Source organism: Oligoflexus sp., assembly GCF_035638955.1.
In the GTDB taxonomy this organism is placed as follows: domain Bacteria; phylum Bdellovibrionota_B; class Oligoflexia; order Oligoflexales; family Oligoflexaceae; genus Oligoflexus.
This window is the reverse complement of sequence record NZ_DASQYZ010000095.1, coordinates 1-11,048: the sequence shown is the minus strand read 5'-3', so window position 1 is coordinate 11,048 and position 11,048 is coordinate 1. Positions and strand designations below refer to the sequence as shown.

General features: G+C 53.3%; 12 protein-coding genes and 1 tRNA gene. 9 read left to right on the top strand and 4 right to left on the bottom strand.

The annotated features are described in order from the left end of the window. Positions 1 to 359: 359 nt before the first annotated feature. Positions 360 to 434: transfer RNA gene (locus VE954_RS09055), tRNA-Cys, on the bottom strand. 75 nt (positions 435 to 509) lie between these two features. Then, the gene (locus tag VE954_RS09050; protein WP_324951864.1) at positions 510 to 1,256 is read right to left on the bottom strand and encodes a WecB/TagA/CpsF family glycosyltransferase; all 747 of its coding nucleotides are present in this window, start codon (positions 1,254 to 1,256) and stop codon (positions 510 to 512) included. A gap of 102 nt (positions 1,257 to 1,358) precedes the next feature. On the opposite strand from VE954_RS09050, the gene VE954_RS09045 reads away from it, so the two are divergent. From VE954_RS09045 to VE954_RS09030, 4 genes are read left to right on the top strand one after another with little or no spacing between them, the layout of a single operon-like run. Next, on the top strand, positions 1,359 to 2,192 hold the full coding sequence (locus tag VE954_RS09045) for a nucleoside phosphorylase (RefSeq protein WP_324951862.1): 834 nt from the start codon (positions 1,359 to 1,361) through the stop codon (positions 2,190 to 2,192). Further along, entirely contained in the window at positions 2,183 to 2,431 is a 249-nt protein-coding gene (locus VE954_RS09040) for a CBU_0592 family membrane protein (protein ID WP_324951861.1), read from the top strand. The genes VE954_RS09045 and VE954_RS09040 overlap by 10 nt, the downstream gene beginning before the upstream one ends. Positions 2,432 to 2,451: 20 nt before the next feature. Next, entirely contained in the window at positions 2,452 to 4,041 is a 1,590-nt protein-coding gene (locus VE954_RS09035) for a glycoside hydrolase family 44 protein (protein ID WP_324951859.1), read from the top strand. Between the two features lie 9 nt (positions 4,042 to 4,050). Then, a complete protein-coding gene (locus VE954_RS09030) occupies positions 4,051 to 5,259 on the top strand; it encodes a glycosyltransferase family 2 protein (RefSeq protein WP_324951858.1) in 1,209 nt (402 codons plus the stop codon). Between the two features lie 8 nt (positions 5,260 to 5,267). Here the strand turns inward: VE954_RS09030 and VE954_RS09025 are convergent, their stop codons facing one another. After that, entirely contained in the window at positions 5,268 to 6,239 is a 972-nt protein-coding gene (locus VE954_RS09025) for a rod shape-determining protein (protein WP_324951856.1), read from the bottom strand. 234 nt (positions 6,240 to 6,473) lie between these two features. Here VE954_RS09025 and VE954_RS09020 point away from each other — a divergent pair, with 234 nt between their 5' ends. From VE954_RS09020 to VE954_RS09005, 4 genes are all read left to right on the top strand, one after another. Continuing rightward, positions 6,474 to 7,139 (top strand): GNAT family N-acetyltransferase, encoded by a 666-nt coding sequence (locus VE954_RS09020; RefSeq protein WP_324951854.1) that lies wholly within the window; start codon positions 6,474 to 6,476, stop codon positions 7,137 to 7,139. Between the two features lie 3 nt (positions 7,140 to 7,142). Further along, complete coding sequence (locus VE954_RS09015) at positions 7,143 to 7,820, top strand: hypothetical protein (RefSeq protein WP_324951852.1); 678 nt, start codon at positions 7,143 to 7,145, stop codon at positions 7,818 to 7,820. A gap of 36 nt (positions 7,821 to 7,856) precedes the next feature. After that, positions 7,857 to 8,321 carry an SRPBCC domain-containing protein gene (locus tag VE954_RS09010; RefSeq protein ID WP_324951850.1) on the top strand — a complete coding sequence of 155 codons (465 nt, stop codon included), beginning with the start codon at positions 7,857 to 7,859 and terminating at the stop codon, positions 8,319 to 8,321. 273 nt (positions 8,322 to 8,594) lie between these two features. Continuing rightward, entirely contained in the window at positions 8,595 to 9,269 is a 675-nt protein-coding gene (locus VE954_RS09005; protein ID WP_324951848.1) for a serine protease, read from the top strand. Positions 9,270 to 9,273: 4 nt separating this feature from the next. On the opposite strand, the gene VE954_RS09000 is transcribed toward VE954_RS09005, so the two are convergent. Then, a complete protein-coding gene (locus VE954_RS09000; RefSeq protein ID WP_324951846.1) occupies positions 9,274 to 10,053 on the bottom strand; it encodes a hypothetical protein in 780 nt (259 codons plus the stop codon). Positions 10,054 to 10,306: 253 nt separating this feature from the next. Here VE954_RS09000 and VE954_RS08995 point away from each other — a divergent pair. Beyond that, a partial coding sequence (locus VE954_RS08995; protein WP_324951844.1) for an alpha/beta hydrolase occupies positions 10,307 to 11,048 on the top strand: 742 nt, incomplete at its 3' end.

The following is an 11,048-nucleotide window of genomic DNA, read 5'->3' as shown; positions in this document are numbered from 1 at the left end:
AAAATGAACTTTTTGCCAAAAAGCGGAGAAGGTTCAACTCTGGTCAGCCTTCCTGCATGAATTTTAAAGCTATCGCAATCCAGTGAAGCAGACCCGCACAAGGCCTGGATTAATTCCTAGGCATTCTTTCCGGGGCCCTGGAAGATTGGGGAAATAAAGGTGATATACCATATGCCAGTTATTGAAGTCCCTTTCCCCCTTCTCAGTCAGGAAATAAGGCATCACATAGCACCTGAGGTTGCGAACTGAGTCGTCATAGCTGTCTGGCGCGTTCTGGGGTTTTGCCCATCGCTCAGCATCTTCTCACGACGGCGAAAAGCAAAAAGGCGATCTTACGATCGCCTTTCGAGCTTTTAATTTGGAGGCGCGCACCGGATTCGAACCGGCATGGGACGCATTTGCAATGCGTTGCGTAGCCATTCCGCCAACGCGCCGAGAGCTAGAGATATACAAGCTCGCCCCGGGAGTGTCCAGCATATTTTTTTAAAAAACTGTTTACTCCTGCCATCTTAGCGTTTCCGCCATTCCCGAAAAATAATCAAAAGAATCTGGGTGTCACGAAGATAGCGCCCGACCAGGCGCCGCGGCTCCTGGCACATGCGATAAATCCACTCTGCCCCAATCCGCTGCATCCAAAGTGGGGCGCGGGTTACAGTGCCGGCGCAGAATTCGAGAGCGGCACCGATGCCCAACAAAATGCCGGATTTAAGCTGAGGGGCCGTGCGCGCCATCCAGAGTTCCTGTTTGGGGGCGCCGAGTGCAACGAACACGATATCCGGGGCAGCCGCCTGAATTTTTTGCAGGATCCTGGCTTCCTGATCCGGCTTATGCTCAAAACCAAAAGGCGGACAGTCACAGCCGCAAACCTGCAGACCCGGATAACGTTCTTCCAATTTGGCCTTGGCCAGCTCCGCCACGCCGGGCGGGCCGCCTAACAGATAGACGCGCAAGCCCAGGCGGGCGGCCTCGGCACAGAGCTGCGGCATCAGTTCAGAGCCGGTCACTCTTTCGGGCAAGGGCTTGCCGAGCAGACGCGAAGCCCAGACAATCGGCATGCCATCAGCCACGACCAGATGCGCGGTGTTATACACCCGACGCAAGTCCAGCCGTGTCTCCAGCTGCACAATATGATCGCTATTGGGCGTGACCACAAAGCGGCAGGGACTTTGTTTGGCAAACGTGACGGCTCGCTGCAGAGCCTCCTGCAGGCTCACTACATCGATATTGGCATATCCTAGTCGGAGTCTCTCACTCACCAGTCTGGGCCTTTCCTGTGGGGCTGAGCTAACATCTTAGCCTTTTTCTTGCACCGCGCAAAGGATTGCCTCTACGATGGTTGGGTCAGACAAGGAGTCTTCATGCAATCAACGTCCCCCTTGCAGCCCATGCATATGAACCTCAGCACCCAGGACCTTCAGGGCAATGGCCGCCTCGGTCGCTATGTTTTACTTCCAGGATCCGATGGACGTGCCGAGGCTATTGCGCAACGCCTGCAGAACGTGAAGGTGCAGTCCCATTCGCGGCGCCACAACTTTTACATGGGCACCTGGCAGGATATTGAAATCGGCGTGATGAGCTCCGGCATGGGTTGCCCAAGCATGGATATTATCGCAACCGAACTTTTGCATCTCGGCGCCCGCAGGATCATTCGCGTGGGGACCGCTGGATCTTTGCAGCCGCAACGTCTTCGCATCGGCAGCCTGGTCGTGCCGACCGCCGCGGTGCGCGATGAAGGAACGAGTCGTCATTATCTGGATCCCAGCGTTCCCGTCCAGGCCTCGCTCGAATTCTTGGATGCGGTCAGGCGCGCGGCGCGGGAACAAAAGCTTGAGGGTCGGGTCCATCTCGGGATTACCCATACCAAGGATTCGCTTTACGCGCGGGAATTCGGTGAGGGGCCCATGCAGGCCGAACACAGCCGCTACATGCAGCATCTGCAGGCAGCCGGTGTGCTCGCATCGGAAATGGAATGCGCGCAACTTTTTACCCTGACCCAGGTGTGGAATCAAAAACTGCTGCAAACCGAAAAGGATCGTCCCTCCGTGCGATCCGGTGCGATCCTCGCTGTCATCGGCGATGATCAGCCTTTTGCCGATGGCGAAGAGGTCAAGCTTACCATTGAACGCGCCATTGACCTTGGTTTTGCCACCATCGCGACCTGGTTCAAAAATGAGGATCGTCCATGGCTATGACTTGGGATCAGTTATTATCTCTTGTGGGTGCAGCTCTCCTGCTCTCAGCCTATGCGCTGCAGTCTTTAGCAACTGACGGTGCCTACAAAAAAACCTGCGTGGTTATGAACCTTCTCGGTTCAGTGGCCCTGACCATTACCGCTGTCGTCAATAATCAAATCGGGTTTATACTGTTGGAAGGAATCTGGGCCATCATCAGCGCCTGGTCCTTGGTTCGCATTATGCTCAAACGTTCCTGAATCACTCGAGCGAGGGATAAATGCTGCGATACGGTCCTGGGGCCTGGCTGCTGTTGGTGTTGATAACAAACGCGGCTCAGGCCGCGGACATCGTTCGTTTCACGATCCCCAAAACTCCGCGCCGGATCAGCCCCGAAATCTATGGCTTCGGCAGCTATATGTTTGAAGATCGGGACCAGGAAAAAATCTGGGATATGCAGCCGACCAATTACCGTTGGGGCGGCAATACCAGCAGCCGGTTCAATTATAAATTGGATGCCTGGAACTCGGGGCAGGACTGGTTCTTTCATAATTATAAAGCCGACAAGCCGAACATGATCTCGCGTTTTATGGCTGAAAATCAGAAGCATAAGGCCGCATCTTACATAACCCTCCCCTTACTGCCTTGGATTGCCAAGGATGGCAACTCCTTCAGCTTTCCCCGCAAGCTCTTTCCCGAGCAGGAACGCTTTGAAGGGGACGCGGGCAACGGCATTGGTCCGGACGGACAGAAACTGAAAAGTGACCCCAAGCTCACGAGCATGCCCAATAGTCCGGAATTCGTCGCCTCGTGGGTCCAGCAGCTGAAGTCGCAATTCGGCCCTCACCCGCATTACTACATCATGGATAATGAACCTATGCTCTGGAACAGCACGCATCGTGATGTCGTGCAGGAGCCCATGCGTTATGACAATTACCTGGCGCGTTATATCAGCTTTGCTCAGGCTGTGCGGAAAGCCGATCCGGCCGCCGTGATTGTTGGTCCTGCGGCCTGGGGCTGGATGGAAATGCATTACTCCGCCTGGGATATCGAAGGACCGCACAGCAGCGGGAAACGCCAGGTGGATCGCAAGGCTCATGCGGATCAGCCCTTTCTGGAATGGTTTTTGGATCAGCTGAAGAAAAAGGAAAAGGAACTCAAAATCTCGCTCCTCGATCAGCTCGATGTGCACTACTATCCCGAGATGGATCGCTGGCCCGCCGGCGAAGATGATACCCCCGCCCGACGCAAAGCTCTGCTGACCTCCACGCGGTCCCTTTGGGATCGGCAGCACCGCGACCAGAGCTGGATTGATGACAAAATCTATTTCATTCCCCGACTCCAGGAATTGGCCAGGCGGCTGCGACCCGACATCAAGGTTTCCATCGGGGAATATAACTTCCGTTCCGAATTCGACGTGGCTGGAGCGGTGGCTCAGGCGGAAATCCTCGGCGTTTTTGCGCGCACAGGCCTGCATGCCGCGCAGTACTGGGACTTTCCCAAAAAGGATGGCACCCATCGTTATGCCTTTCTCCTCTTCCGCAACTACGATGGCAAGGGTCTCACCTTCGGGGATGAATGGATCGACAATTCCACCAATAGCCAGGACAACGTCTCAGTTTTTGCCTCAAGGCAGAGCCGGGACCGGCGGGTCACCATCGTCCTGCTCAATAAACATGTGGACCAAAAGCAAACGATCAAGCTGGATCTGAAGCCCTGGCCGGCGATCAAGGATTTGCGACAATTCAGTTATTTTTCTCCAAGCAATGATGGCAAAATTAAAGGAGAAAATCGCAAGCTCCAACCGGGACCTGAGGTTGCCATCAGTATGCAGCCCTTAAGCATGCATCTTGTGGAGCTTGCCTACTAAGGATCGACCATGCTGTCTATCGCCTTGCTCGTCGTGCAGATCATCTGTCTCTGCTTCACATTGCCCTTTAGCTGGCTGATGTTTCGCATCTGGGATACCGCTGTGCGCCGCCTGCATAAAGCCAAGGAAGCGCAGGGTGAGCCAGCCACATCGTTTGTCATCCTGGTTCCCGCGCATAACGAGGAAACCAGTATCGCCGCCACCGTCCTCAGTCTGCGGGCTTTGGATTATCCGCGCCAGCTTTTCGAAATACTGGTCATTGCCGACAATTGCCAGGACACGACAGCAAACGTGGCAAGGACTGAAGGCGCCGAGGTGCTGGAGCGCTTCGATCAAACGAAGAAAAGCAAAGGCTTCGCCCTCGAATACGCCCTGGACACCCTGCAAAAGCGTGAAACGCATCCCGACGCCATTGTTGTCATTGATGCGGATACCACGGTCGATGCCGGATTGCTCAAAGCCTTTGATCGACGTTTGCAAAGCGGACAGGATTGGCTGCAGGCCTATTACACCGTATCCAACAGCAATGACAGCTGGCGTACGCAGATGATGCGCCTGGGATTCGCCCACTTTAATGGCCTTTGGCTTCTGGGGCAGGACACACTCGGCATGGGTTCGGCCCTTCGTGGCAACGGCATGGCCTTTTCATGGCTGGGTCTCCAGCGCTGTCCCTGGCAGGCTTATGGTCTGGCCGAAGATGTGGAATTCAGCTGGCACCTGCGCATGAAAGGGGAACGGGTCTTTTTCGTTCCTGAAGTTCAGGTCTATGGTGAGATGATTGATAATAATCCAGCCGCCGTCGCCTCCCAGCGTTTGCGCTGGGAACATGGACGCAAACAGCTCCGTAAAACATTCGGCCGGGAAATTCTTCATAGCGGTTGGCCGCTGGCTCGAAAATTCATCCACCTGAGCGATCTTTATATGCCGCCCCTGGGCGGGTTCGCCCTGCGCCTGCTCTTCACTCTGCTGGCTGCGATCCTTTTCTACCAAAGTGAATCCACCGAGTGGATGGAAGGTCTTCAAGGCATTTGCCTTGGTCTGGCGATCGGACAGCTGCTGAACTTTGCCATCTACCTCTTCATGCCATTTATCTTGATGGGTATTCCCAAGAGCTATCTGAAGCTATTTGTGATCGCCCCATTTTATGTCGTCTGGAAAGCAGGACTTATGCTGAAACGAGCGCCATCAAGCTGGATTCGTACGGAACGAAAGAAATAAAGAATGTGCTAAAAGTAATCCGCATAACGCAACATGCTACGGAGTCCATGAACCACACTTTCATTTGGCTCCGAAGAAATATGTACCGGAAGGCCCGTGCGGGTCTCCAGACTCTGCCGCAAAAGCTCGAGGGGAATGGCCGATCCGGTGAGTGTCAGGCCTCCATCCGCAAGCCGGGCGTCGTGCGCACCGATCTCTGCCTCCTCCAGGATTTCCTGGAGCCCCTGATGCACGTCGTCACAAAAAGCCGGCAAAAGCCCGCGGAAATCATTCCGATCCAGGACAAAGTCCATGGCTTTTTTCAACTGCAGGTGAAAACCTCGGTAGGACCATGCCCCGGGATCCTGATCCGGATGCAAAAGGCGCCACTGCACCGATTCCACAATATTACGGCAGGGACGTAACGCATTATTTTGTATAAGGACGTGTTCAATTTCCTCGACCAGGCGATCGCCTGACCAGGTGAGGCTTCGGGATGCGAGGATCGTTCCCGAACCCAGAAGAGCCAGTTCGGTCAGCCCTGCCCCGACATCAATCATGACCCCGGCGCATTCCTGCATAAGATTCATACTTTCATGGGCCGCACTCGCAATATGCTCCTCGACCAGGTGCACGCTCCGCACCCCAATGTTTCTGATCAAATTGCGCAGAGCCAGTTTCTCGGCAAAGGTCAGCCCCAGGGGGGTCCCCACGACCATCTGCACATTTTTAGGTTTAATGGAGAGGCGTTCCAAAAAGGCTTCCAGCATCAGGGCAGCGGCATCAAAATCATGCACGCGGCCCGCCCTGAGTGGCCTTGTGATGACAATGGAATGCGGTGTGCGGCCCTGCAGACGTGCGGCCTCGGTACCGACAGCCAACGGCCGGCGCGTGCGTTGGTCAAAACCTACCAGACTCGGTTGCTTTGAAATAATGCCATGGGTTTCATCGGCAATTATGGTTTTTGCCGTGCCCAGATCCATTGCCAGTCGACATACCATGGTGTTTCCTCCTCGATGAAGCACACCGGCGATCGGACCATCAATCCCAGGACCTGTCCAGCAAAATTCCTGGGCCTCGGCCCGATTCCCTTGCAAGAACGGAGGGTTTATCCCCCTCCCGGAGTTTAGCACAGGATCCAGGACGTCCCGCCAGGGGCAAACCCTTCGAATTAAATTTTTCTTTACTCAACCTTAGGCCTGCGTGCTTCGAAACAGATCCCGGAGGATCTCAACATGCCGCGTAGCTCTGTCAAAACCAAGCCCATCTTGCCGCAACCTGAACACCAGTCTCTCTGCCAACAGGTTTGGGGACTTGATTGGTCTCGTGAGTTTCCCGTCGACCTTGGCGATGGGGTTCGCATTGAATACAAAACATTTCACGAAGCCCAGCCTTTGATGAAAACGCTTCTGCCGGAAGTGTATCAATTGGTGCCCGGGACCTCCCGCTTCGGCGAAGCCGACCCGCACCATTTCAAGGAAAAATATTTCAGTGCGCTGGGTGATTTTTTTGCCTTCTATGAAGGCGAGACCAATATCGGAATGGCCATCGGCACCCTGCTCGACTGGTCGAGCTATAACTTTCGCAATATCGCAGTGGCTCCCGCCTACCAGAATAAAGGTCTCTATCCGCAGTTTTTCGAAGTTCTTTCGCGCATCCTGAAAGCCCATGGCGTAGCAAGGATTGAAGGGGATGTGGCTCCCACCAACCGTCATCACATCCATGCGCTTAATAAAATGGGTTATATCGTGACGTCCATGACCTATGGCGAGCGTTGGGGCGTGCTGCTGCACATCACCAAATACCTCGATGAAGCCGATGAAGAGCGTTTGGGTCAGCTCTATTCGACGACCTATAAAACGGATGCGGCGGCCAACAAAAAATTCAAAGGCAAGGGTTGAACCATGAACCTCTACCAGATTTTTACCCAGGAAACAGATACTTTCTTCGCCTATTTAAAAGAGCATAATCTTTTCTATCGACGCATTGTAACCGGGGCCATTCAGGTCAATGAGTTTGCCTCGTTTCTGCGCAATGTCAGCTTTCTCACGACCTACACGCCTGTGCATCTCGTGATCGCCGAACGCGTCGCCAAAGAGCGCGGCCTCACCCAGCTGGCCCAGTATTTCAAAGACAAGCGCGGTGAAGAAGTGGAGCACCATCGTTGGGGTGATGCGGATGTCGCGGCTTTGAAGGCTCATTTCAAGGTGCCCGATGATGCCATTGGGATTACCAAGGAAATGAAGGACTTCATTCAAGGCAACGAAAAGCTCATCCACCGTGATCCTTTTTCCTACTTTGTCTATATCCTGTTTTCCGAATACTTCACTGTGATTGCCGGACCTGAATGCCTCGCAGCGGTGGAAAAGCATGCCCGCATTCCGCAAGACATGATGACCATCATCGGCCGCCATGCCGAGCTCGACAAACATCATGTGAAACACTGGATCGATGAATCCGTTGATGTCGGCCTCCCAGCGGCCGAGGTCATGAGCTACCAATCGGCTCTGCGTGAAGTCATGGATCGTTACAGTTTGTTTGCCGAATCCATAAGCCGCCCCTATGTGAAGGCAGCGGCCTGATATATGATAGGATCATGAGCAAAGGAGATCATTGTCATGGTTATGCCGTCCATGTTCCAAGCGGAAGTGCAGGATTCGCTTGTGATTCAGGCTTCAAAAAGGCAGGTTTTCAATACCCTCCTGCAATGGTCCACGTTTCCTGAATGGAATCCTTATATCACCCGCATTGATGGCAAACCTGAAGTGGGTCAGGACATCAATGTGGTCTTTTTCATGGGCATGGGTCCGCGGATGCCCCTCCGTTGCAAAGTCCTGACGGCCGATGCCCAGAAAACGACATTGAGCTGGGAATATAAAGCCCCCTTGCCCTGGCTTTACACCGCTCAGCATTCGTTTGTGATTCAGGAAATTCATCCCGGTCAATGCCAGATCACCCAAAAGGAAGCGATGCAGGGACTTTTCGCCTGCCGGCTGCTCGGCTTCTTGCACGGGATATTAAGAAAACGCTTTCAACTGATGCACGCAGCTCTGCGGAAACAGGTGAAGCGGTCCGCCGCCTGAGAATCTGTCTCCAAAGGCGCACAGCCCTGCAAAAGCAGGGTAAAAGCAATCCCCCAATCTTCGACTTCAAAAATTCTAAATTACGACATTTTGACCGCATGAGCTTCCTGGAAATTCCGGACGTTACCGTATGAAATTTCCATCATCAGCTAGTTTCACAGTGTCGTTTAGTTTTGGTGAATGTTGCTAAGCAATTCTTTGTAATAGTTAATTATCACTACAACAAGAAGACATTGACGGAGAAATAAGATGCTAAAAGAAAAGAGATTTTGTTTGGCTCTAATTTTGACTGGCTGGACAGTTATGAATGGCTGCGGCGATGGCACCACAGAAACCAGCGAAGTTAAATCCATCTGCGGCAAAACTGAAGACTTCGTACCCGTCAATAATTACAGGGGCACTGTATCTTTTGTACAGTCCCGTGAAGAAGCTGTCGGTCGTCTCAACCGGAATTGCTCCGGCACCTATATTGGCAACGTCGGGTCCTACAAGAATCTCTTTCTCACCGCAGGTCACTGTGGATCCAAAGGCCAGGCCGCTTCGGTGGAATTCAATTATGAAGCCAGTGCCGATGGTCCTGTGGTGACTGTAAAAGGCACATTCATCGAATCCAGCAACTCGCCGGACTATGCTTTGATCCAGCTGAACTCGAACCCCGGCGTCACCCCCACCACCCTCGGCGCATCGTCCTCCAGTAGTCTGACGATTATTCAGCATCCGGAAGCTCGCCCCAAAGTGGTTGCCTTCGGCACCTTGTCTGGCAGCTCCAGTGGGTCCCGCATTTATTATGCGGCCCTGGATACGCTCGGCGGCAGCTCGGGATCCGGTATCCTCAATACCAGCGGACAGCTGGTCGGTGTGCATACCTTGGGCGGCTGCGGCACGTCCGGCGGGACCAACAGCGGTTGGACTATTTCCGGCATTCGCGCGGCATCCAGCATCCTTTAATGGATTAGCCCTCGCTTGGCGATTGGAGCGCATCCTGGATTTTCACCTGACGGACAAAGATGCGTCCGTCCGGACAAAGATATTCGATGGTGTCGCCGCAGCGGGGTTTTTCATCCAAATAAATTTTTTTCCACTCCTTGTCCGCCACCAGCTGCCGCAGTTCCTTTTCCAGGAACGGCTTCCACGCTTCATGCTTTTTTGCGATCCAGGAATATCCTGGCAACGTTAAAAGATCATGCCGAAACACGCCTTGCAGTTCCTTGGGTCCAAGACGTTCCGTATCCATATGCAAGTCACTCGACATCATGCAATCCATACGATCGCGGTGCATCATGACCAGCATATTGCGGTAGCTATGGACCGCTGACACCTGAACACTTTTATCCGCTATCATTTTAGCCAAACGTGTCGCAATAGGACTGCTTTGCAGATAGGCCACCCGTGGGTTCTTGAGGTTCTGCATCGCTGTGCTGTCCTTGATGCAATAGAGCGACAGGGTATGGTAAAGCAAAGGCACATCAAGGCGGATATAGCCATTGATCCCGTGAAGGCTCGCAATATCACCGATCCGACTGATGGTTCCATCAACACGACCATTCTTCAATTCCCGAAGGCCACGAACCAATGGCATCTGGTCAACTTTCACAACATAACCGCCTTGATGAAACACCTCGGTAAAGGTCTTGATGAGTTTGACGCCCAGGTCAGAATCCTTGCGATAAACCATATCGAATTGAACCATCTTTGTCGCAGGGGTACCGCCTTCGGCAAGACCTGGCCACAAGATGAAACACCAAAGACTCCTAAATAGACACAATCCCGCCATCGCTTGCTCATTTCACGTCAAAAAGCCCCAAGTTTATTCCTATGTATGGTGAGGGTTCTGTTATACGGTTTTTACCGGGAGTTGCCAAGCATCAGGCTCTGGCGAGGCGGCTGGAAATTGTCCATGCAAACATAGGACTTCCCGTGTTGAGTCGTTTCGTGCCACTATAATCGACGATCAAATACTGCAATCATGGTCCACAGGAGCCAGCATGCCAGCCAGGGAAACAGGGTTTTTTGAAACCTCTGATGCGACGGAAATTTGGTATCAAAGTGTCGGTCAGGGTCCGATGACCATGGTTCTGTGTGATGGCGTTGCATGCACCGGCTATATTTGGAAATACTTCATCCCGTATTTCTCGCAGCACTTCCGCATCATCCACAGCCAGTACCGCGGCCACGGTGATTCCGCCATTCCCAGGAATCTGGCAACCATGACGGTCGAACGCTTTGCGCAGGATATCAATGAACTGCTGGGCCATCTGAAGCTGGAGGGTCCTGTCCTCCTGGTCGGCCACAGCATGGGCGTCCAGGTCGCTCTGGAATGCTATCGACAAAAGCGTGATAACGTTGCCGGCTTGATCCTGATCAATGGGCCCTATGGAGAAGCCTTGCGCCATGTGCACGGCAATCCTATGTTTGCCAAGGCCCTGCCCTGGCTTCGCATGGCCTTTGAAAAATGGGATAAGCATATCCAGAAAGTATGGCAACCCCTGCTCGATTCCGAAGTCGCCTATCTCTATGCAGTCCTCTTTGAAGTGAATCCCTGGCTGACGAGGCGGCATGATTTCCGCGTTTATTTTGAAGACGTGGGGGCGATGAAGCCTTTGGTCTATATCGCCGCTTTGCAAGGTGCCACGCGCCATACGGCCGAGGATCTGCTGCCGCACATCAAGGTTCCGACGCTGGTGGTGGCCGGTGATAAGGTTAAACTGGTAAGGATTTTTCCTCGGT

Excerpts from the sequence above, each read along its gene's own strand:
- VE954_RS09020 (WP_324951854.1), top strand. The coding sequence starts at position 6,474 with ATGCCGCGTAGCTCTGTCAAAACCAAGCCCATCTTGCCGCAACCTGAA.
- VE954_RS09045 (WP_324951862.1), top strand. The coding sequence starts at position 1,359 with ATGCAATCAACGTCCCCCTTGCAGCCCATGCATATGAACCTCAGCACC.
- VE954_RS09040 (WP_324951861.1), top strand. The coding sequence starts at position 2,183 with ATGGCTATGACTTGGGATCAGTTATTATCTCTTGTGGGTGCAGCTCTC.
- VE954_RS09025 (WP_324951856.1), bottom strand. The coding sequence starts at position 6,239 with ATGGTATGTCGACTGGCAATGGATCTGGGCACGGCAAAAACCATAATT.
- VE954_RS09035 (WP_324951859.1), top strand. The coding sequence starts at position 2,452 with ATGCTGCGATACGGTCCTGGGGCCTGGCTGCTGTTGGTGTTGATAACA.
- VE954_RS09015 (WP_324951852.1), top strand. The coding sequence starts at position 7,143 with ATGAACCTCTACCAGATTTTTACCCAGGAAACAGATACTTTCTTCGCC.
- VE954_RS09030 (WP_324951858.1), top strand. The coding sequence starts at position 4,051 with ATGCTGTCTATCGCCTTGCTCGTCGTGCAGATCATCTGTCTCTGCTTC.
- VE954_RS09010 (WP_324951850.1), top strand. The coding sequence starts at position 7,857 with ATGGTTATGCCGTCCATGTTCCAAGCGGAAGTGCAGGATTCGCTTGTG.